The organism is Bacillus sp. JJ1532 (assembly GCF_036965085.1).
Taxonomy (GTDB): Bacteria; Bacillota; Bacilli; order Bacillales; family Cytobacillaceae; genus Cytobacillus.
Map to the genome: position 1 here is coordinate 51,536 of NZ_JBALOW010000002.1, position 23,480 is coordinate 75,015.

General features: G+C 36.8%; 22 protein-coding genes. 2 read left to right on the forward strand and 20 right to left on the reverse strand.

The genetic code is table 11. From position 1 onward, the window contains the following. Positions 1–111: 111 nt before the first annotated feature. Positions 112–657 carry a GNAT family N-acetyltransferase gene (locus tag V7122_RS00620; RefSeq protein ID WP_335525384.1) on the reverse strand — a complete coding sequence of 182 codons (546 nt, stop codon included), beginning with the start codon at positions 655–657 and terminating at the stop codon, positions 112–114. A 186-nt stretch (positions 658–843) separates the two neighbouring features. Here V7122_RS00620 and V7122_RS00625 point away from each other — a divergent pair, with 186 nt between their 5' ends. Further along, complete coding sequence (locus V7122_RS00625) at positions 844–1,317, forward strand: DinB family protein (RefSeq protein ID WP_335525386.1); 474 nt, start codon at positions 844–846, stop codon at positions 1,315–1,317. Between the two features lie 184 nt (positions 1,318–1,501). Here the strand turns inward: V7122_RS00625 and V7122_RS00630 are convergent, their stop codons facing one another. Next, complete coding sequence (locus V7122_RS00630) at positions 1,502–1,921, reverse strand: hypothetical protein (protein ID WP_335525387.1); 420 nt, start codon at positions 1,919–1,921, stop codon at positions 1,502–1,504. Positions 1,922–1,927: 6 nt separating this feature from the next. Beyond that, entirely contained in the window at positions 1,928–2,386 is a 459-nt protein-coding gene (locus V7122_RS00635) for an NUDIX hydrolase (protein WP_335525389.1), read from the reverse strand. A gap of 298 nt (positions 2,387–2,684) precedes the next feature. Here V7122_RS00635 and V7122_RS00640 point away from each other — a divergent pair, with 298 nt between their 5' ends. Further along, entirely contained in the window at positions 2,685–3,107 is a 423-nt protein-coding gene (locus tag V7122_RS00640) for a VOC family protein (RefSeq protein ID WP_335525391.1), read from the forward strand. Between the two features lie 95 nt (positions 3,108–3,202). Here the strand turns inward: V7122_RS00640 and V7122_RS00645 are convergent, their stop codons facing one another. The 17 genes from V7122_RS00645 to V7122_RS00725 all read right to left on the reverse strand — a co-directional run bounded on the left by V7122_RS00645 (position 3,203) and on the right by V7122_RS00725 (position 23,472). Continuing rightward, positions 3,203–3,649, reverse strand: a complete 447-nt coding sequence (locus V7122_RS00645; protein ID WP_335525393.1) for an SgcJ/EcaC family oxidoreductase — start codon at positions 3,647–3,649, stop codon at positions 3,203–3,205. Between the two features lie 98 nt (positions 3,650–3,747). After that, positions 3,748–4,626: a DMT family transporter gene (locus V7122_RS00650; RefSeq protein ID WP_335525394.1), complete on the reverse strand. Its 879-nt coding sequence runs from the start codon at positions 4,624–4,626 to the stop codon at positions 3,748–3,750. Between the two features lie 128 nt (positions 4,627–4,754). Further along, positions 4,755–6,002 (reverse strand): cysteine desulfurase-like protein, encoded by a 1,248-nt coding sequence (locus tag V7122_RS00655; RefSeq protein ID WP_335525396.1) that lies wholly within the window; start codon positions 6,000–6,002, stop codon positions 4,755–4,757. A gap of 69 nt (positions 6,003–6,071) precedes the next feature. Then, complete coding sequence (locus V7122_RS00660) at positions 6,072–7,094, reverse strand: dipeptidase (RefSeq protein ID WP_335525578.1); 1,023 nt, start codon at positions 7,092–7,094, stop codon at positions 6,072–6,074. 61 nt (positions 7,095–7,155) lie between these two features. Further along, positions 7,156–7,335: a hypothetical protein gene (locus V7122_RS25675; protein WP_438824755.1), complete on the reverse strand. Its 180-nt coding sequence runs from the start codon at positions 7,333–7,335 to the stop codon at positions 7,156–7,158. Positions 7,336–7,468: 133 nt separating this feature from the next. Beyond that, positions 7,469–9,019, reverse strand: coding sequence for a hydantoinase/oxoprolinase family protein (locus V7122_RS00670; protein WP_335525398.1), 1,551 nt, complete (start codon positions 9,017–9,019; stop codon positions 7,469–7,471). Further along, positions 9,016–10,110 (reverse strand): DUF917 domain-containing protein, encoded by a 1,095-nt coding sequence (locus tag V7122_RS00675; RefSeq protein ID WP_335525400.1) that lies wholly within the window; start codon positions 10,108–10,110, stop codon positions 9,016–9,018. The genes V7122_RS00670 and V7122_RS00675 overlap by 4 nt, the downstream gene beginning before the upstream one ends. Before the next feature lie 30 nt (positions 10,111–10,140). Further along, positions 10,141–11,451 carry a purine-cytosine permease family protein gene (locus V7122_RS00680; RefSeq protein WP_335525401.1) on the reverse strand — a complete coding sequence of 437 codons (1,311 nt, stop codon included), beginning with the start codon at positions 11,449–11,451 and terminating at the stop codon, positions 10,141–10,143. A gap of 182 nt (positions 11,452–11,633) precedes the next feature. Then, the gene (locus tag V7122_RS00685; RefSeq protein ID WP_335525402.1) at positions 11,634–12,356 is read right to left on the reverse strand and encodes an aspartate/glutamate racemase family protein; all 723 of its coding nucleotides are present in this window, start codon (positions 12,354–12,356) and stop codon (positions 11,634–11,636) included. 79 nt (positions 12,357–12,435) lie between these two features. Continuing rightward, positions 12,436–13,989 (reverse strand): hydantoinase/oxoprolinase N-terminal domain-containing protein, encoded by a 1,554-nt coding sequence (locus V7122_RS00690; protein WP_335525403.1) that lies wholly within the window; start codon positions 13,987–13,989, stop codon positions 12,436–12,438. Continuing rightward, positions 13,986–15,080 carry a DUF917 domain-containing protein gene (locus tag V7122_RS00695; protein ID WP_335525404.1) on the reverse strand — a complete coding sequence of 365 codons (1,095 nt, stop codon included), beginning with the start codon at positions 15,078–15,080 and terminating at the stop codon, positions 13,986–13,988. Before V7122_RS00695 ends, V7122_RS00690 begins: the two co-directional genes overlap by 4 nt. 236 nt (positions 15,081–15,316) lie before the next feature. Next, positions 15,317–17,065 (reverse strand): sigma-54 interaction domain-containing protein, encoded by a 1,749-nt coding sequence (locus tag V7122_RS00700; protein ID WP_335525405.1) that lies wholly within the window; start codon positions 17,063–17,065, stop codon positions 15,317–15,319. Positions 17,066–17,579: 514 nt separating this feature from the next. Then, positions 17,580–18,149 (reverse strand): DoxX family protein, encoded by a 570-nt coding sequence (locus V7122_RS00705; RefSeq protein ID WP_438824756.1) that lies wholly within the window; start codon positions 18,147–18,149, stop codon positions 17,580–17,582. Positions 18,150–18,744: 595 nt separating this feature from the next. Beyond that, a complete protein-coding gene (locus V7122_RS00710) occupies positions 18,745–19,635 on the reverse strand; it encodes a sulfurtransferase (protein WP_335525409.1) in 891 nt (296 codons plus the stop codon). A gap of 336 nt (positions 19,636–19,971) precedes the next feature. Beyond that, entirely contained in the window at positions 19,972–20,724 is a 753-nt protein-coding gene (locus V7122_RS00715) for an SDR family NAD(P)-dependent oxidoreductase (protein ID WP_335525412.1), read from the reverse strand. A gap of 301 nt (positions 20,725–21,025) precedes the next feature. Then, positions 21,026–22,168, reverse strand: a complete 1,143-nt coding sequence (gene solA / locus V7122_RS00720; RefSeq protein ID WP_335525414.1) for an N-methyl-L-tryptophan oxidase — start codon at positions 22,166–22,168, stop codon at positions 21,026–21,028. Positions 22,169–22,494: 326 nt separating this feature from the next. Continuing rightward, on the reverse strand, positions 22,495–23,472 hold the full coding sequence (locus V7122_RS00725; protein ID WP_335525415.1) for an asparaginase: 978 nt from the start codon (positions 23,470–23,472) through the stop codon (positions 22,495–22,497). Between the last annotated feature and the right edge of the window lie 8 nt (positions 23,473–23,480).

Below are 23,480 nucleotides of genomic sequence, written 5' to 3' on the forward strand. Positions count from 1 at the left end.
ATGCTTCACCTCCATTGGAAAAATTAACCTTTATACTATTTTGTTTTTCTTTCCGGCAGAATTTCCATGTCAACCACTGCATTCGTTGAAGTATCATTTTTAAAATAAAATTTATTTTACAAATTCCTTAACATTGATCCTCCAAATCATATGATCATACCCTTCTCCCCAATAATTTTTTAATAGATATTGTGGCTCCCCGAACTTCTTTTTCCAAATTTTTTGTGCAGTTGTATATCCACTATCTAAACAAAATTCTTCTATGCCCTTATTGAGCAAAGTAAAAAACATCGCATCCAGCAGCCTATTGCCTATCCCTTTCCTTTGAAAGTCAGGGTGAACGAAGACTGTTCCTACCTCCACTAGGTCTTTTAATGCATGGTTCGTACAATGATTAATAAGCTCGCTTGCTTGTCCAAATTCGATTGAGCCAATAATCCGATCCCTATTTAAAGCAATCAGAAAATATCGTTTCTCCCCATCACTTTCAAAATCAAGATTTAAGTATTTTTTCTTAGCTTCTATTTCATCTTCTATATCTTCTAACATATCCCCTATACCTTCTTTAGAAAAAGTGTCTGTAATGACTAATCTAAAAAAGTGATTTAGCTCCCTAAGATTCTCAGCCGTTGGTCTTCTTATCTCAATATTTAACATTCTGATCCGTTCCCCTTTTCAGCTTCTGTATCGTTAATGTTTCTATATATGTACTTAACATCCCTTGCACTAATTCTTGGAATTGGACATTTTATCTTATGAATGGGAATATTTCTATATTAATAGGAAAAGCAAAAGCAAACCGCGAAATATAAAATAGTGCTTAATAAAAAGGAGGATTTTTTCTTGGAGCAAACAATTATTCAGCATATGGAAACAGTTCGTAATATAACTGAGCAAGCGATTATGAGAATACCGGAAGAAGTGGCAAATATTATTCCAAAAGGGTTTAACAACAATATTCGTTGGAACTTTGGACACATTGCATTTGTACAGGAAAAGCTCGTCTTTGGACTTTTAGGCGAAAAGATGAACATTCCGAGTATTTATGAACAGCTTTTTAATGCGGGAACGAGACCGGCAGATTGGAGAGGAACACCTCCATCTTTAATAGAGATTGCTGATGTCTTGAAGGAACAGAAACCAAGAATTAAAGATTTTATTCAGTATCGTTTGTACGAAACACTGCCAACTCCATTCACAAATCGGGCCGGCATTACATTTTACACAGCGGGAGAGGCATTTTTGTTTAGCTTTTACCATGAAGCTTTACACATCGAAACGATCAAACAATTATATCGAGCGATTTCTTCCAAATGAATCTAAACAGGGCAGCTTCTATTTTAAGAAGTGCCCTTATTAGTTAAAGATACTATCACAATGAATTTCCATGGATTAATCATTAATTTAAAATTATTTGTAAAAAAAATCAAAAAATCCCCTCAAAAAACACACCCCTAATGGAAATGTTACAATAAAGCATCCAATAAAGAAGCTGACACAATCATTTCCTCATTAATACATAGCTTAAAAGATACATAACACTTGTGATTCCAAACAAGAGAAATACGCCAGGTGTCAATAGCATGTATAAACTTAGGGGCAAAGACCAAATGAAAGCAATTAACATGTAGAGTTTTTTTGACTTATAAAAGGAATATATTGCTAAGCAAGCAGGAAGAACCAACATCAGGAAAGTGGTAAACATACTTTCATAACTAATCTGATTTGAATAAGGATTAAAGAAGTGAAAAACAAGCCAAAGAATTATTGAAGCCATCCCTGCAATTAACCCGATAAAAGAGGACTTTTTCTGCATTTCAAACTCCTCTCCTTTCTCACTTCCAATAAGTTTCTTGTATCTTTTTCGATCGCAGGCCTTACAATATAGCGAAAATAAAAATTCCACTGGATTAACTCTCATTTACTCTTATCCCTTTAATTGTTCATTAAAAATGGTTATTGAATGAATTTTTTCTTTTAAAAGGCGATTAACAATTTGTTTTATCACATTTGCATCCCGAAGATCTTGATCCTTAAAACTCAAAATTTCCGGAAGTGTCATCCATTTACTTTCTACAATCTCTTCCTCTTCAAGCTTCAATATTCCCCCAGTAACCTCACCAATAAAATGAAATAATATCACTTGATGGTTGGAGCTGCTTATAAAATTATAGATACCCGTTGTTCCAGTTAATTTCACATCAAGTCCTGTTTCTTCTCTTACTTCTCTACAAGCAGCATTGAGAATATCTTCTCTATTCTCAATACGTCCAGATGGAAAATTCCACTTATTTATGGCAAATGGTTTATTTTCTTTAATTACCAAAACCTTGTTATCTCTGAATATCGAGACACTTACAACTAAAACAATTTCATTTTGGGTCATTATATTTCTCCTACATACTCTAACTTCCTAGTTTATTTTTATTGCAAGGATAGGGTCCGAAATTTGCAATCCTCTTTCTTGCCATATTACCACAAAAATACAATTTCTTTTGTTCTGATCCATCTAATTGTGTAGAGCAAAAGAACGAATTTATATTATTTATTTGAATTTTACGACTATTAGACAAAAACTAATGTTTTTTCTTGAAATTATAGGATAGAATGATTATTGGGGTGAATTCACTATATTGGTGGACGAGCCTACAAAATATGATCTTAAACTAGGGAGTTGAGTAGACATGTCATTCAAATTCATACCGTATTTAATGATGGATGGAAACGCAAAAGAAGCAATCGGATTTTATGAGAAGGTATTTAATGCTGAAGTTATGGGGATTCTCACGTTTGGTCAAATGCCTCCTAACCCGGAGTTCCCGTTACCAGAAGAAGCAAAAGATCTAGTCTCACATGCAACGATAAGAGTTGGAGACTCGGACCTTATGTTTTCCGATATTTTCCCTGGCCAACCACATCAAATCGGAAGTCAAGTGACCATTTGCATAACTCTTAACAATACAGATCAAGCTCACCAAGTTTTTGAATCATTACAAGACGGTGGACAAGTAGGCATGCCTCTACAAAAAACAGATTTCAGCCCAGCTTACGGAGTCGTAACTGATAAGTACGGTGTTACGTTCCAAATTTACACGGAAAACCAATAGTAAATTAGCGATACCTAAAGTATCTCATCTCCTAAGACATACATAAATAAGGGCTTGGTCGTATAAACGATCAAGCCTTAATTCTTGCAATAGTACTATAACAATTCTCTAAACTCTTCTGTCATTTTTTCAACTAATTCAGGTCTGCCATGAAACTGTGCAGGAGTATTTTGAAACAGCTGTATCCGCCACATTCCTTCATTTTTTACAACTACAAGTGTATGATGTGTGTTTACTTTTGGATTAATATCTGATTGATCAGGCGGCACCATTCCAGCAATTGCTCGTAAAAGAGCAGTCTCAGAGCTCAAAAAACGAACATCTTTTACTTTGCTAAGAAACCGAGCAGTAGGATGGTGGATAAAGATTGGTTCAAGATGCGAAAATATCTCTTCCCTGCCAATCGACTGACTGCCATCAAATCCAATGCTTTCGCCATCTTCTGTGAATAAATCAGCCATTCCACGAGCATCGCGATTATTCCATGCATCTAGCAGTTGTTTATAAATAGCTTCGACCTCTTTTAAAATTAGATTATCCATCATGATTCACCTCCAGAAACTAAAATTTTATTATCATAATACATTTTGTTCATTTTTTTTCTGACAAACCATCTATCGTTCTTAATTTACATTTTAATTCACGCCCGTTCTAGCATTCTTTCCTTTTTAGGCGAATAACTGATTCCCACAAACACGAGCAATATTCCGATAAGCTGGTAAACATCAGGACGGTAGCTTAAAATTGTTACATCAAGTAAGATCGCGACAACCGGATCGACAAAGACTAAAATAGCAATGGTTTGAGCCTTTAATTCACGTAAACTATCGAAAAACAAGTAATAGACAAATCCAGTATGAATAAACCCTGTGACAAGGATGTAAAACCAGTTTTCATAGGTAAGATGGATAAAGCTTGACCAATCCACTAATGGCATCAATAATATGACACCGAGACTCGTCTGAATGACAGTTGTTAACAGCGGACTAAGCAATTGAATTCCTTTTCCCGTGATCGATGTAAAAGCGTAGAAGAGTGCTGCCGCAAACGCCCATAAAACACCGGTGGATAAAAATTCTGCAACATTTGTATGCTGATGAATTCCTCCAACTAATAATGTTCCTAGAAAGCAAATAAAGAAAAAGACCAATCCCGTTCCTGTTAATTTTTCTTTAAAGAGAAAAGAGCCTAAAAGGAGCACAATAACGGGTGCCAAATGATAAATAGATACAGCCACAGTAATAGGCATGACTTCTAAAGAACGAAAGAAAAAGACCCAATTGATAACCAGGAATAACCCACATAATACGGTAAGATAATATTCTCGACGAGGAATCGAAATTTTCCTATCTTGTTTTGTTTTTAGTGTACTAAATCCCCATATAGCACCTAAAAGAATACTTGCACTGAGGCAACGAATAAAAACTAGTTCAATCGATGGCAGACCTGTCTTTTCCGAAAATAAACCGATTGAACCGAATATCGCCATGGATGTGGCAAATTTTATTTTTGCATACATTTAATCTCTCCTATGTCTTTATGTAACATCTATTAATATTGTAATAAAAAAACAGCTTGAATGGTCAGCTGTTTTTTCCCATCAATATAGGACTGTAAAAATAAGATAAACCCACAACCTAATTGTACTTAACTATTTGCTCTATTTACAATATGTGTTTCTACATAATATTGAATAGCATGAATTAAACGATCTGTTTCTTCTTGTGTATTATAAGGAGCAAAGCCTGCACGAATCCATCCGCCAGTTTCATTGATTCCTAATTTATCGGCAAGAGTAGATGCGTAAAAATCTCCACTTGCAAGGAAGATGGCATGTTGTTCTGCTAGCCATTTACAAAATTCAACAGGATCGACTCCCTTGATCGTAAAGGCGACTGTTGGTGTTTTGGCAACGTAATCTGGTGCCTGATATAAAGTGACTTCGGGAATGCTTGCAAGTTCATGACGAAGTCTACGCGCCAATTGATTTTCGTATTCTTCAATTGATAAAAAGGCATTTAGAATTCTTTCCCTGCGATTCGAGCCTGTTCCTAAACTTGCAATAAAGTCAACCAATGCTTCAATGGATGCAATTGCTTCATGGTTTTGGGTACCTGTTTCTAATTTATCGGGAAAATAGGTCGGTGCTGGTTGCAGTTTGTATACTGAGAGACGCTCAAACACTTCTTCTTTAATCACAGCCATTCCAATGTGAGGTCCAAAAAATTTATAAGCAGAACATAATAAAATATCAGCCCCTAATTGATCACGGTCAATCGAAAAGTGTGGAACAGCGTGTACAGCATCCACAGCCACAAGGGCACCAACTTCATGAGCACGCTTGGCAATGTTTGTTAAATCTGTTATAGTTCCGATAACATTTGATGCTAGTGAAACAGCTACAAGCTTTGTATTCTCATCTATAAGCTCATGTAATCGAGATAAATCAAGTGTTAATGTCTCCGTATCTACTGGAATAAAGCGGATTTCTGTGTTTGAATCTTTTGCTGCTGTTGCCCATGAGTCAACATTAGAACGGTGATCAATTTCAGTAACTACGATATTATCTTGGCTAGTCCATGTTTTAGACAAAGCCCGTGAAATGGAGAACATTAAGGAAGTAGAGTTTTGACCAAATGCCACTTCATTTGGTTTCGCACCAACAAGATCTGCAATTGCTTTTCTAGCATTTTCAAAGTGCTGCTCTGTTTCTTTGCTTGTAGGGAATTCTCCATGTAGATTAGCCCCACCTTTTGACATATAAAAAACCATAGCATCTATAACACTCTCAACCACTTGCGAGCCTCCAGGTCCATCGAAATAGGCTACCTGTTTGCCATTATAAATTCGGTTTAATGCTGGGAATTGCTGACGGACTTCTTCAATTGGAAACATACAATCTTCTCCTTTTTATTATAATTTTCAGATTACATGCTAATTCAACAAAAGGCGACCGAAAACCTCTTAGTACAGCCGCAAAAAGTTTCCACCTACTATTTTTTCTATCTCTTTATCACTATATCCTCTATTAATCAAGCCACCTATCAAGTTTGAAAAGTTCTGATGACCATCAATAACATCAAATGGTTTTCGTGGCATACTAGCTAAATCCTTTGCACTCACATACTTAAAAAAGTCATCACATAGGTCTAACCCAATGCCAACATGATTGATTCCAACTAAATTGACGATATGATCAATATGATTTATATATTGCTCTAAATGACTGTTCTCATCTTCTTTTGCCACAAAGATGCTTACTGCATTTATACCGATGACCCCACCTTTTTTAGCAATCGATTCAATTTGCTGATCCGTTAAATTACGCATCGTTTTCGACAGTACACGAGAGTTAGAGTGGGATGCAATAATAGTTTTTTTTGAATGTTCAATTACATCTAAAAACCCTTCATCATTTAAATGGGAAACATCAATCATCATACCAAGTCTATCTGCCTCTTCAATCACTTGGAGCCCAAAGCCCGTAATTCCACCCTTTCGACCTTCACGAATGGGGCTAAAGTGACTGCCCTCACCAACGGCATTTCTTCTACTCCACACTAAACCTAGGTTCCTAACACCTAATTCATAGAAAACCCTTAACAGGCTTAAGTCTGTTCCAATTGGTTCTGCCCCTTCAAGTGATAAAAGAAAACCGATTTTTCCAGTCTTTTGTGCAAGCAACATATCCTTGCTATTTCGGCAGATCATCAATTTATCAGGGGATCCCATCACTTCTTCATGCAAAGCACTCACCTGATTAAGCGCTTTTCGAAGTCCCATTTCGGGAAGAAACCCGTTATCTATAAAGATTGAGGCAAAGATGATATTTACACCACCGTGAACAAAACGGTGAAAATAATCTGTTTCGATAACCTTTTTTCTCCCACTTTCCCTTTGAATAGAAACATCCATTAACAGATCAAAGTGAGCATCAATGATTAACGTGTTATTTTTGATTTTCTCTATATTCTTCTCCTCAATTATTTCCTCTGCCTCCTAAAAGTAAGAGCCCTAGTTTAACTAGAGCTCTTTTATTCCACACATTCTATACCAATTCATTCATCTCAAATTGAGCCAACTCCCCAGCTGCTTTCACGCGGATACGAGTTGCATTCCCAGGCATATAGGCTAGTGGTACATCTTCTATATCGACAATGACAAGGGATTCAGGTTTAGCCCCCGTCTTAATCGCTTCAGACATCGCAATTTCTTTAGCTTCGGACATGGCCTTTTCCCTTCCTATTTCAGCTAGTGCGTAAACCTTTTCAACCTGACTGCTAACTTAAGAAATCGCAGACCCAATGGCATTTGCAACACCTGAATGTAATGGGCGAATAACTTCTATCCCCTTCGCATAGTTAAACGAGGCTTCCCGAAGCCTTTACCCTAATTCTTGAGGCATTTCCAAGATAAGCCAGCGGGACATCCTCCATATCAACAATTTCAATTGTATGAGGATCTGCCCCGGCTAATATAGCTTCCTCCACCGCAGTTTTTTGGGCAAGCTCCAGTGCCTGTTCGCGGCTTATCTCTTCAAAGTGAAAGACCCTCTCCACTTGCCCGCTGACTTGTGCGATGGCCGCGCCAATCCCGTTGGCAACCTCAAAATGATTCGGTCGAATGACTTGAGAAACTCCTTTTAATTTATCCGGTACCAAAATGCTCCCTCCACCAACGAGAATGACTGGAACTTCATCCGCACTTGTCTTCATCTTATCTATCGCTTCTTCTATAATCTCCGTTATTTGTGTATATATCCTTTCCATTAGCTCTTTATCTAAGTGGTCTACTTTTTCCGGATCACCTACTTTGGCTATTCCAAGTGCAACCACTACATCTGTAGTAGTTAGAGTATCACCACCAAACACAAGCCCTTTTTCCGGTAATTGATAACCTACACTATCAGGGCCAATAGTAAAACTTCCATCATTTCCGAGACGTACAATCGTTCCTCCACCTAAAGCAATTGAACCAATATCAGGCATTCGGAAATTGGTGTGTACTCCCCCGATTTCAACAGCCAAAGAAGATTCCCGAGGGAACGAATTGATCAGCACGCCGATATCGGTACTAGTTCCCCCTACATCGACAACAAGGGCATTTGATAATCCAGATAAAAAGGATGCACCACGAATTCCATTCGTCGGTCCACACGCAATGGTTAGAATAGGAAACTTGATTGCATAGTCAACGGTCATTTGCGTTCCATCATTTTGACCAAAATAGACCTTGGCGTCTACACCTTCTTCCTTTAGAGCACTTATAAATCCATTCGCTGTAGTCTTAGCAACATCAACCAATGCAGCATTGAGTATAGTTGCATTTTCCCGTTCAAGGAGGCCGATGCTCCCGATTTCATGGGAAAGTGTGATTGGAATGTCTTCACCCAACACTTCACGTAAAATTTCAGCCGCACGCAGCTCGTGATTAGTTGAAACGGGCGAAAACGGGGAAGTGACAGCAACAGAGTCTACTTTTCCTTTTATTTCGTTAGCAATTCGGTTCAACTCTGATTCATCCAGTGATACGATCTCCGTGCCATCGAAATTATGCCCTCCGCGAACAATGTAAACGTGATTGCCAAGAATTTCTCTCAAATCAGTCGGTACGCCAATCAACGGTCTTACTGACACGGTTGCCGGTGCTCCAATTCGAATCGCAGAGACTTTATTTAAACGTTTACGTTCCACAATGGCATTGGTGCAATGGGTTGTCCCTAGCATGGCAAATTTGATTTCATTACGGGGCACGCCTGATTTCTCAATAACATTCCTCATGGCTCGATAAATACCTGTACCTACGTCTGGTGTTGTTAATGATTTCGTTTTAGCCAGTATGCTATATTCTTTATCCATTAAAACAGCGTCTGTATTCGTTCCCCCTACATCAATTCCAATACGATAACTCATTTTACGTTAACCCCCATCATCAGTTCTTCCACTGGCGTATATTCATCATCAAAACCAAGATGACCTGGTCCCGAAATTTCAATTCCTTTTGCTGTCCGCCATTTCGGATGACACGGAATTCCTACGATAACGACCCGCATCCCATAACGAATGCCTTCCGTGGTAATCGTTAAGCCTGTTTCGGCATCAATAACAGAGATAAGGTCAGGAGTGACGCACAAAAGGCGATTATCAACCTTTGCCATTAGGTGCTCGTTTTGAATGCTTAGTTTCAATACTTGACCTTTATTTTTAGTAATGCCTTCTATTTTGGCTGTTCCCACTGCCCAACCACCTTCTGTTCGGCGATTGACATCGATTACTTTTCCGCGAAATAGCTCAAAGCCATTCGTGACTTTTAGAATTTCTCCAACAGGATCGGTGTTCCCTTCTCTCGCTAAACGGGCGGCCCTCCCGATCTCCTCTGCATATGTTAAAACGTTAAGAATTCCGCTATCCTTAAGGTTTTTACCCGTCATCGAGTGAAGTGCGCAGCCAACAGCACCACCTTTTGGAATTGTTACACTGCGGGCAATCCGTTCTGCCCACATATTGTCAATTGTATCGATTAAGGTGGTGTTTCCTCTTTCATCTACTAGAACCATAGGGGTAGCAGAAAGGCCATCGAGAAAGAAACTTGTCATTTCTAGTTTAGGAAAAGCCCGCCCCATTCCATCAGCATCCACTACAGGTATCCCCAACTGAGCAGCCGTGACCAACGGCAGCATGGAGTTTGCTCCTCCAGCTTCAATCGGAAACGTAGCAAATGCTTTTTTACCTAGATGTTTTTCCATCATTTGAAACGCATTTTTCGCTTCTTGTCCCCCAAGTGGCTTTTCAATTAGGATAGTTGGTGCTCCAAAACCGCACGATGAAATAACAAGGGCATCATCCGGTACTTCATCCGGAGACAATAGTGTTATCGGTCCATATTCTTCAATTGCCTGTATGGCCATCAACTTCCCAATATAGGGGTCCCCACCTCCTCCAGAACCTAACAATGTTGATCCTAAAGCTATATCTTCAATTTCTTGTTTTCCCAAAAGTCTCATGATTTTTCCTCCTCTGTTTGTCTTTTTTTGTCATTTCTCAATCGAACGAGTCGGTGTCACATAGCGAGCCGAACTGAAAATCTTCATTCCGACATAGTAAGTAAGTCCGCTGATGATGATGGCGTTTAAAGAAGGAAGCCCAATCGTCAAGTAAGCCCCCGCAAGAGATCCGGCTACCCATGCAACTAAGCTCATCGGGTTAATCGCTTCTGTTTTGTCCGGTATGGTTCCCAAGCGTCGGCTTTCATCCAGTACATTCCTGCTGCGCTTCAGGATAAAGTAATCGACCACCATAACCCCTGCGATTGGCGGAATGATAATTCCAAAAATGGTAAACAAAAACATAATTTTGCTCAAAAGCCCCATAAGGGAGAGGATAGTTCCGAGTACACCAAGTATCAATGCTATCAATCCACGATTGATTCGCTTCTTAAAAACAGAATTGATCAAATTCCCCATCCCTAAAGAAGACGCATACAGATTGATATCATTGATTTTTACTGTTGCAAACAAAACGATTGCACCACCTAACCATCCTGAAAGCTGAAGGGTAATCGTCATGATATCGCTGCTAAATATTGCATGAGCCATAAGAACAGCAACCATGTTCAGAATTACTTCGCCAATAAACATTCCAATAAACGTCATCCAAAATACATCTTTGCCATTTTTGGCAAATCGGCTCATATCTGGTGTCAATATGGCACCAATCATAAAGGAGCCTGCTACCATTGTTGTCCCCGCTGCAAAAGAAATATGAGGACCTGGTGCCGGTGATTGTATTAAATCAACAATGGAATGGGAGGAAAGAACTTTATAGATGCCATAACCCATTGTCAACAAGAACAAAGGAACGGCGATCTTCGCTGTCCAACTGAGCCATTTGAAACCAAAAATAACTATAGCCGTTACGCCTAATCCAGTAAAAATCGCAGTGAGAGGATACCCTAACAACCCGTCTAACGCATCGTTCAACCCCTGGGCAAAAATTTCATTTTGAAACCCAAAGGATATCGTAGCACCCAGAGTAAGGACTAATGCGACAAGAGCCGACCCATAAAGACCAAATCCAGTCCAGCGTGTTAATAGGCTAGTAGAAAGGCCCTCTTTCATACCGATATAGCCCAGCGCAAAACATGCGATTTCTAGAATTACTGTCCCCGCAATTCCAGCCCAAAATGCTTGCCAAAAAGTCATTCCATAACCAAGGGCTGCTCCAAGTAAAAATTGAGCTATTGACGAGAAAATTCCGATCCGAACAACCAGCAAATCCAACATGGGTAATCTTGCTGATAACGGTACCCTTGAAAGCGAATAATCATCCATATTGACGCTTTTCATATATTTCCCCCCTAGTTTCTTCAATTCGCTAATACTGCTTTACGCTTTCTGATATTTCTTGTATATATCTGCGGATAATTTGAAGAAAAGAATACACTAAACATTTCTATTATTCAGTTAATTTTTTTTAGAAGTAAAAGAAATAATAGAGTTCAATAGTTAAGATTATTAGATTATTAGTATTAGTTTTTTATTCTTTGTTTTGAAGGTGGGGTCATGTAAGTCAAACGGCTTTGTTTTACTCCCATACCAATTAAAGCTTCGAGCATTTTTGTTGCTGCAAATGCAGGGTCTATTACTGGAACATCATAACCATTTTGTTTTAATCGCTCCTGCAGTTCTGAAGCAACACCCAGAAAGCCTGTACAGCCTAATACTAAAGCGTGGGCATTATCTTGTTCAATTGCTTTTATCATTTCTTCATACAATGCACTTTTTAGCGCTCCCTTGTTTTGAGTTTCTAAAACGGGAATATTTACGAATCTAATTGAGGCCACATTCTCTTTTACACCTAAAGTTTTGCTTATATTTTCAATCATAGGCACAACATTTGGCAACACTGTTACGATTGAAAAAGATCTTGCCAATGAGCTTGCAATTAGCATGGATGATTCACATGGTCCAACAACTGGTATATCTAATATTTCCCTTGCCGCCTTCACACCTGGATCTCCGAAACAATCACTAATTACACCATGATATCCCTCTTCTTCTGCCTCTTTTGCCTTTTCTAATAAATTAGGTATACATAAAGCTTCATCATATTCGCTTTCTACTGATTCAGGTCCGTAATCTAAATTACAAACTCCTACTTCAGTATTCTCGGAAACATAATGCTTAAACTCCCTTCTAACTTCTTCATTAAAAATGTCCGTAATAATTGGCACAATTACTTTAATTTTCATTGAAAATACAACTCCTTTGAGGCTTATTAGATTACTGAACAAACAATTTCTTTGTTACGATTCTTTTAATATCACCCCCTTAGGTTTTACCAAAGCCTTTTAACCGAATTCTCAAGACTTCGCCTTTTAAATAATCAAATGGGATTTCTTCTAACGATACAAGTTTAATAGTATCCTTTCTTGCCCCTTTGCTAATCAATTGTTGTAAAAGTTGCTCTTTTGCTTGATCAATGACTTCCTGTTTTGTTTTATTATTTAGCCAAAATACTTGATCAATTTCTACACTAAGAGGAGCAAAACACGCCCCTACTGCATTACAAATATGGTAACCGATAGGCTGTAAAACTCTTTGGTACTTGCCGAATAATCTATTTTGAATTAATGGACTTCCACCACCAACCAAAACAACTGGAAGATCTTCGTTACTTGGCTGAAACCTGGCTATCCATTCTTTAATTTCTTTGGTTACCTTATTAACTACCTTCTGACAATCTTCCTTGGATAACATCCTTAATCCGTTTAGATGCATTTTTTCATCCTGAAATGAATCAGGAAAAAGTCTAAGAAAAGAATCCGTTAAAGTCCATACGCTCCCACCCCAAGCTATCCCTTGATGCTCAATATTATTAGCAATCGTCTCTTTAATTTCTACAAAGTCATCTTCCATAGAGATAAGGCTCCCACCACCATAAGGCAATGAATGCACTTTTGGTGCTCGAACATTTACATTAATATTTATAATGGATGAAGACCCTACAGTAACTTCTTGCTGTCCATTCAATATTCTTCCTATATCAATCGTACTTCCGCCGACATCAACTACAATACATTGGTTTAAACCGCTTAAGATACTAGCCCCTCTTATACTGTTAGTTACACCGGAATCTATTGTTAAGATTGGGTAGTCTGCTGCCTCTTTTATCTCAATCAATGAACCGTCATTTTGGGTCAACCAACATGGGCAATTTAATGACATTTTCTTAAACGAATTAGATAGGTCAATCATAGCCTCTCGTATTACATTTGATAAAATGGCATTTAATAAAGCCGCATTTTCCCTTTCGATAAATCCTGTGCTACCGATTTTATGAGACATAGTTATTGGGATATCCGGATAATGCTCTCTAATACTATTCCGAACATCATGTTCTTCTGTGTCATATAAAGGGGAGTAAGCTCCAACTAAACAAATGGATTGAATATCGTTCTTTTTTATATCCATCAACAAATCTTTAATTTGTTCTGAATATGACAGTGAATTTTGACCCAACTGGCCTGTGTAATCATAATCACTCTTTATGTAATAGACTTTTTCAATATATTTTTTTAAGTTTGATGGCCATTGCACTCCTGGTTCAATTAAAGAAGGCTTTTTTATTATCCTTACCAAAGCAGTTTTTGCAAGATTATTTGGATAATGCAACGCATTTAAAACATGTGTTGTCCCAAGAAAAACGCCGCTAATTTGTTCAGGCGAGATATTTGCTTCGTGTATTGCTTTTTTAGCGGCGGAAACAATACCAGTAATAATATCTTTTGTCGTTAAACATTTCGACCAGGTAAGAAGATTCCTAGCATCTTTTATTACTACTGCATCAGTATTTGTTCCTCCAACATCAATTCCGAGTTTCAAGACCTATCCCCTCCTTCAAAAGGTTTATAGGTACAGCTTAATCCAAAACTTTCAGGGCCAACTACATTTAACATATCTTTTGTACGAAGCACATTAGGAGAGGGTACTCCGAATATGAAAACTGAAAGACCCTGCTGAATCTCCGGAACGCTATAAGGAAACAAGTTTTCATCGTTTAATACAAGAATTAGATCGGGAGTTGTACATATATACTGATCCTCTTTAATTGAAATAAATTCATTTTTAAATTCAATTTCAATCCTTCTATTTGAAAAGGAAGATCGACCCTCTATAATAAACTTTCCAACCATTGTTTCATTTTCGAACCACCGCTGGACTTCTGAGACCACCCCGCAAATGATCATCTGAGGTTTACCGTAAATTGAATTTTCAAACACATTAGTAATATCTTGAATTTTATTGCTTAAATGACTCTCTTCATAAAGAACAGTTCCTAATCTGAAAATTAGATTTAAAGTTCCTGGAATCATTGCAATTTTCATTTCCCTACCTTTTGATCCATATCCTATAAAATGGGCATGACCACCATTTTTTTGGATAAATTCCTTTGCCAATTCTGAATTAAAGGAATTACTTTCCGAATCATAAATTACCCTATTGGAATCATGTGCATGTAATACCATTGGTGATAGTGGAATATTTGATAAATGAAAGGTAGTCATAATTAACTCTGGAAAGGCCCTTCCCATACCATCTCCATCGATTACGGGCAAATCAGTTTGAATGGCTATGACTAAAGGAACTAAAGCATTCACCCCCCCTATTTCACCTGAAATAAGGGCACCAACATTTTTTTGGGTGATAGTTTCGTAGATCTTTAAAGCTTGAATCCCTTCTTGACCACTCGGTATCGCTTCATTAAAAAGAATTGGTGACCCCATAGTCCCTGCTACTACAACCCATTCGTTTTCAAGATCTGAGATCGTTTTAACCGAAATGAAATCATCTTCCCGCATAATAGACTTTAAGAGTGCTTCGATTGTTTTCGTATCTCCACCACCACCGCAAGCTAATACCTTTGCTCCTAATGAAAGAATGGGAATGTCACTTTTTCTAAGTTGCCAAACCATTTAATCTTCTCCTTACTTTTATAGATTGCAAGAACCGTGCCAAAAAAAAACGAACCCTTTTTTATCATCAAAAAGCATTTTTAAAAGTTTTTTATTAAAAAAACTTAAAATTAACTGATTATCAAAGTTTTATATTTAACGAAAATTCCATGATAATTCAATGCTTTCTCATTATTCCATCTCTTTTCTCAAGTTTCCGACTATTTATCATATTTTAAATTATTGTTAAAAGACTTTTACGTAATTTTATACTTATTAATCCTTCGATATAATGTTGGCAAACTTATATCCATGTGATTAGCCACTTTTGCTTTTCCTGCTGTATCCCTGCCAAATTGATCTAATAAATGAATAATTAATTCCTTTTCTTCTGAATGCTTCTTTTTTATAGGTGATGTCCCAATGGATAACGGACCTTGGTTTTTATCATTTGAATGGGCATAAAGTTCACCAATATACTTCGGTAAACTATTAGTAGTAATTAATTCACCAATCTCCAGCTGAACAAAATGATGTACGACATTTTGAAGTTCTCTTATATTTCCTGTCCAATGATAGTCTAGCAATATCTCATATACCTCTTTCGACAATCTCTTAGGGGATCGGGATAATTGTTTTGAAAATGATTTTAAATAGTACTCAATTAAAATAGGAATATCCTCTTTCCTTTCCCTTAGAGGAGGAATCGTAATCGGAATCACATTAAGCCGATAGTATAAGTCTTCTCTAAATTGACCATTAGAAACAAGCTCTTCAAGGTTTCGATGAGTAGCAGTGATAATTCGTACATTTACAGGGGTGCTTTTTGTATCTCCAATCCTTTCTATTTTCCTTTCCTGCACGACCCTTAATAATTTCGCTTGAAGCGGAAGGGACAGGTCTCCAATTTCATCAAGAAAAATCGTTCCTTGATTGGCGAGTTCGAATCGCCCAGGCTTATCTGTATTTGAACCAGTAAAAGCCCCTTTCACATGTCCAAATAACTCACTTTCTAATAATGTTTCTGGTATAGCTGCACAATTTAAGGCAATAAATGGGCCGTCTTTTCGATTGCTTCCTCTATGAATAGATTGTGCAAATACTTCCTTTCCAGTACCACTCTCTCCCCTTAGTAGAACAGTTGTATCACTTGGAGCTACACGCTTAGCAATGTCAACCACACTTAGAATTGGTGTACTGGTACCTTTTACATCATGAAATGAGTAAAGAACTCTTTGTTCATTTAACTTCTCTTTTTGTTTCAATACAGGGAATAATTTTAAAAGATAGGGCGTGATCCGTCCGGATGTCATAAGAGGTTTTATTTTCACTAGGTAATTTTCCTGTTTTTCATTCGAATAATTCGCTTTTAATGTTATTTTTAGATCTTGTTGAGACCTTGTCTTAGAAATCTTAGCCCAGTCCGAATCATTTATTATTTCATTAATATTTAATCCGATTAATTCGGTTTTTTCTTTTTTAAATTTTGAACATAATGAGTTGCTAATGTTATGGATGACACCATCCTGTCCAACCAATATAATCGTTTCATTTAAAAATGAGAAAACTCCATTCATTTCCTCTTTAAATGAAATGTTCTCCTCTTTTATCTCCGCATTTTCAAGTTTGAGGCTAATCCACTCACTGCATACATCCAACTGACCTTTCATCCTATTAATATTGTCAATCAACCAATCTTCCTGTCCTTTAATCGGCGTAATTAAAATAAAACCTATCACTCTCTGAGCAAATAGAACGGGGGTAAAATTTGCTGCAGTTATATGACAGTTATCTTTGAAAGAACAGGAAACGCACATACTATTTTCATCTTTACTTTTCACTAATACATTAATCCCTGTCTTTTTTATTTTAGGAACAATCTGACATTGAGCAGGTATCGCAATGGATTCACTATTAGGTAATACTAGTTCGCAATTAACCGGAAACAGATTAAAAAAGTTTTTAATAGCCATCTTCAACTCTTGAATATTTGTCTCAGCTACCATTCTTCCCTCTCCTCATAAAATTTGAATAGTTCTAATATTATCATAAAAGTATTTATATCTTTTCATTTAGCAAATAAAATATTCAAATTTCATTTGATCAACGCCCAATCCCCTTACTTTTTCACTTTTTTTCCTATCAATCTTCTATTAACTTGAATAGAGATCAATGGCAATTTCGTAGCATTACTTATAGAGAACTGCGCTAGCAAGTTCTCTCCTTTGTCAGCTCGAACTTGGTGATCTGCTTCTTTGAATAGGCTCCGTTTGGCCTACTTTACGGATAAAAAATACTCACTGTGCCGAAGCAAGGTGAGTATTTTCTGTGTTTTATTTGTATTTTTATTACTATATATTCACATTTTTATCAGCTAGTTTGGGGTAAATCCTATTACGGCAATAAAATAACAAGGGTTGTACCTAGGACAAGTTTTTAAATTTTGGTAAATAAATCACCTGTAAACTCCCTTCTTCTAGCCACAAAAGCACATTATTTATTGTTATCCCTTAAACAACTTTAGTTTGACTTATTGACAGACGAATTCATAATAGAAGTGCCTTTATTCCACGGTGTACCTAAATAAGGTAGCGCCCACCTATCTAACCCGTACCAACCAGCGACTTTCCATGCCATTACTAACCAAGTAGCCAAAATAAATAAAAGTGGATTTGTGCTAAGTGTCCCTGCAAACAGGAAACTGACATTCATCAACGAACCGAAAAAAGCGGCAATACCAGTTAATAAGCCAAAAATTAATCCTAATCCTACTAGCACTTCTCCGTAGGCTACGAGATAACCGAATGTAGAAGCGTTTGGGAGGACAATATTTTCTAAAAACATTGCATACCAGCCTGTAACGTCTTTTCCTTCCTCAGCCTTCGCTAATGCTCCTTTAACAAAACCCTGAACTGCACCACCTGCATTTCCACCTGTCCAATTATCGTCAGTAATTTTATGCCACCCTGCATTTATCCACGCATAACCGACATACAAACGGATGACAAGCCAAATAAGAGCAGACTGTGTATTATTGAATAAAAACATTGATACTGGGTTTTCTGGAATAGAGATTGGGCGTTTAGCCATCTTCATTACCTCCTGAAAATAGAATTTTATTTCTTGGGATAATCTTGGATTTAAAGTTAACTCTTTTCTTAACTTTGACAATAACAATCCTTGGAAAAACTCTTTTCAAGTTGAAACAAAAGGGATGACGTTGTGTAGGAAGCCTAGGAGTATGATAATGAATATAATTGGGTTGATAATTACTAGAAAATTTTATTGAGTATTTTCTATGAGGATAAATTACATAAAATTTCTTTTCTGTACAAAAAATAAGTGTTTTTACTCGCAACAACTCCATTATATGATCATTACCCTAAAATTCAACAGTTTTTACATATTATTCACATTAACGAAATAAATTTTAAAGCTTCAGCATAATTTTCCTCTATAGGATTGAAAGGAGTTACTGACTTTCACAAAAAACACTTGGGTTGTTATAAATGATCCATTATAGCCATTTTATATGTTCTTTCCCATATTTATGGAACTAATATTTCAGAAAAGGATCAGTTTCAACTCGGGAGCTAAAGCTGATTTATAAGAAGAACCCGAAAAAAGAGCGTCTGCTTAGGTAATAGCAGATGCTCTTTCAACTACCCTTTTTTAATTAATACTCTTACTTGGTTTCGAGTGGCAATGACGGATCTTTTGCCCATTCTGTCAAAGAGCCATCGTAGATAGCTACATTTTTTTGCCCAAGCTTATTTAATATTAAAGCATTCCAAGTAGCTGCAATCGCACTGCCGCAATACGTAATTACTTTTTTGTTTGGATCTAGTGCTCCAATTTCTTCAAATCTTTTCCGAAGATTTTCCTCTTCATCGAGCTCTTTTGTTTCAGAATTAGAATGTAAACCAAAGAATACGTTGACACTACCTGGAATATGACCGCGCCTTCCGTACGTATTTACTTCTCCGTTATAATGTGCTTCTGTTAAACTATCAATGATAATCACATCCTCATCATTAATAGCTTTCAGAACCTCTTCCTTTGTAACAAATAATTCTGGTCTTCTTACCCCATTGAAGTTTCCTTTTGGATAGGAACCAGGTTCGATTGTAACAGGGCGTTTTTCCTCCAGCCATTTTGGAAAACCTCCATCAAGAACCGCAACATCCTCAAAACCTTCGTAACGTAATTGCCACGCAAGACGGGAAGCCCAATGGGATGCAATAACAGGTGCATTTACAATCGCTCTCTGATCATAAATCACTACAAAAGTCCCTTCTTCTACACCAAGTTCACTAATCTTTTGTACAAATCTTTCACGAGAAGGAGCAGTAAAGGTAAATTCCGAATTAGGATCAGAAAATTCATTATATAAATCAGCAAAAACAGCTCCAGGAATATGCCCCTTTTCATAAGCTTCTTTACCCGACCACACATCATAATATCCATCTTTCTCAGGATGTTTTAAAAATGTTGTTGCATCCAGCAGCCTTAAATTTGGATCATTCAATCTTTCTGCCAGCCATTCTGTCGTTACTAATAATGGTACCTTACTCATTAAAAAACTCCTCCTCGAAAGTACTTTTTATTATTTATTTATGAAAAAAAATAAAACTCATAAAACATATATATTTACTTGGTTTTAGATTTATTCAAATTTTATCATTCCTTATTTCATTTATCAAATAATAAACCTGTTGTACTATTTGCTTTTCAAAAATACCCTTTAGAATTCAATTAACAACTGAAATAATTGAACAAAAGGAAAGAGCCTGTTTTGAAAAAAAAAATTGATCAAAACACGCTCTTGATATATCTATAAACTACCCCATAATTTTTTACGTTCATTAAAAAAATAAAACAGCACGATCTAAAGCTTAGTTTTGCTGAAATCTTACGCTCCCATACCACCGTCAACTCTATACTGAACGCCTGTAATAAATGAACTTTCATCAGAAGCAAGGAATAGTACTAAATTAGCAATATCAATTGGTTCACCGTAACGTCCTAATGGAATAGCCTTTGCTAAATCTTCTTGTTCTACCTTCAATCCATCTTCTAAAGAACGCATCATTCTTGTGTTAACAGGAGATGGATGAATGGAATTTACACGTACATTAGCACTTGCTACTTCTATTGCAGATGCTTTAGTTAATCCCACTACTGCATGTTTTGAAGCAATATAAGGCGATACTCCCGGACTACCTTCCAATCCTGCAACAGATGAAGTGTTGATAACACTACCATATCCTTGTTTAGTCATAACTGGCAGAACATATTTCAATCCTAAAAATACTCCACGTACATTGACGCTCATTACTTTATCGAAATCCTCAATTTTTTGATCCACAAGAGGTGCTACTTTTCCTTCGATTCCGGCATTGTTAAAGAATACATCGATTTTTCCAAAGTGCTCAAGTGCTTTTTTAACATAGTTTTCTACATCAGTTTCTTTTGAAACGTCCGCTTGAACTGTAAGAACTTCACCAAGTGAGGCTAGTTCATCTTTTGCTTTAAGAAGGGATTCTTCAAATAAATCTACTAAAACTACTTTAGCACCTTCTTTTAGGAATCTTTCGGCTGCTACTTTGCCTATGCCACCTGCTCCACCAGTAATGACAGCAACTTTTTCTGATAGTCTTTCCATCATGCATTCCCCCTGAGTTCGTATTATTGGCTAATTGCTTTGAATTAAATTATTTTTAATTCAAAGCAATTGTAACTCTAATTTTTAGATAAATCAAAGAAAGTGACTTTTGTTTTAATATTTTTCCCAACTCTACCATTACTACTGCCTTCACTATTCAGGACTTGAACCCTAGAGTCTTCACTTATGCCAGGCACACATTCAAAAAAACACTACATAAATCAATATATTAATGAAAAAAAGAATCCATTTTGATAAAAAGACTGATCAAAATGGATTCATATCTAATTTATTTTGCTAGCTAGTAAAAGCAGTTCTCTTTAAATCGATTGATTGAAAATGGAGAAATATTTTGTTCTGTCTTCCCAGAAATAATTAATTCACTTAAAATATGACCAACAACACTGCTAAATTTAAAGCCATGCCCTGAGAAACCTGAAGCAATTGCCACGTTTGGATATGTAGGATGCAAATCGATAATAAAATTTTCATCAGGAGTAAGTGTATACATACATGTTTTACCATACTTCAACTGTTGTTTAGAAGGCATATAGTCATTCAAAAATTGTTTTAAATCTGCTTCATCTTCCTCTATTTCACCAAATCCTAGTATGGATTCATCTGGATTTATTTCTTCTCCTCCATCATGGCGACCTACTTTTAATCCAGAACCATTGATGCTTGGAAAGCCATAATAAAGGCCTTGAGATGTCTCAAATGCAAAAGCGGGAAAATCTCGATGATTATATAAATATTCATTAGCATCGAACCATGCAAATGTTTTTCTTACCGGTTTAAGAGGAAGGTTCAAATCTAACATGGTAAGGAGACTGCTTGACCATGCCCCTGCTGAAACGACTAATGCCTCAGAGTAAAAAGTCTGTTCCTCGGTCTTTACCGTTACTTTTTTGTCATGAACTTCTATTTCTTTCACTTTACTGTTTGTTAAGACGGTAGCTCCATGCAGCTCAGCAAGATCCCTGTATGCATCAATACATTCCTCGCATTTTAGCACTCCTGATGTTGGTTCAAAGCACCCAACGAAATCGTTAGGTAAAGTGATACCAGGCCAACGCTTATTCACTTCACTTGAATCTAGAACATCAAGTGGTAACGTATATCTCTTTGAACTAGAGATGATGTTTTGGATGAAATCCGATTTTTCATTACCAGCGTTTAGAACTCCTGTCTGGAGAAACAATTGTTTTCCAGTAACATTCTCTAAGTCATGCCATAATTCTTGAGCTTTGAGAGCTAACGGAACATAATCTTCCCCTTCTCCATAAGCATGCCTAATAATTCTAGTGTCTCCATGGTGACTTCCCTTGTTATGTGGAGGGTTAAAAGAATCTATTAATAGAGTTCTTTTTCCACCCTTTGATAAAAAATAACCTGCTGCCATCCCCATTGAACCTGCTCCAATTACAATTACGTCATAATGCATGTTATTAAACCTCCATGAAATAAATACCCCTACAGATACAGTTTTGATTGATTTATTTATCTATTATATTTAATATTCTAAAACTTTACATTATCCTTCTCCATTAGTTTATATAAAACTGTTCAAAAGCATTTCTACTATAGCTTCGATTTGCGGCGTTGTTTTACTCAGTTTACAAAAGTTGGGGAGAGATTAACTAAAAAGGACTAGCAGATGATTTATTTGCTAGTCCTTTCACTTATTTTTACCTCTATATACTGAGTAGCTTTCAAAAATATTATTTCTTAGATGGAAATTTTCCAATATTATAGTTAAGACATATAATTTTATTGTTGAAAGTAACCTTCATGAACATTTTCAATTCCAGCAGCTAGTATTACTGCTAATTTAATCCGAGCTTTTTTGCTATCATAATCACCAGCTAATAAGACTCCTTCATTCTGTAAAGTCCAAGCACTTCCGGGGAAGTCATAGACCATCTTTACTTCGCCTTCCTCGGCACTGGTTGTAAGGAGTACGTAGATTCCTTTTGCAATTGCTCTCTTTACGCTTTCTAGGATAAACGGTGGTGCATGCCCTCTGCCTGGGGCTTCAATAATAATCCCTTTAGCTCCATAGTCTGCAGCACAGTCAATAAATTTCCCATCAGATCCTAAGAAACATTTAACAATCTCTATATTTGGCAAACTTTCTCTTATTCTATATACTTCTCTTTTCACAGGCTTTTGATAAATATATATTTTCTCCTGATCCACAATTCCTAAATAACCAAAACCATAGGAAGTAAAACCGTTTAAATTGGATGCATGCACTTTCTGTACATATCGTCCAGAATAAATACGTTCATTAAACAAAACAATGGTACCTAATCCCCGGCATTCAAAATGGGCAGCGAGCAAAATAGATTGTCGCAAGTTAACAAATGCATCAGTTCCTATTGCAGCAGGTCCTCTTTGTGATCCAGTTATGACTACTGGTCTATCATCGGCAATTACCAAATCTAAAAAATACGCAGTTTCTTCCAATGTATCAGTTCCATGAGTTATTACCACACCACCAACATCTTCACATTCAAATACCTTCTCAATTTTGTCCTTTAATATTTCTAGATGTCCAAACGTCATATGATTGCTAGGTATTTGAAAAACTGATATAACTTCAACATTTATATTAGGTGGAAGGTTACACATTTGTGATAACTCTTCACCAGTTAGAACACCCGCGGTTAATAGGCCAGTATCAGGATTTATTTTACTTGCTATTGTCCCACCAATACTAAGAATTACAACTTTTTTATTTTTCATCTTGTTCA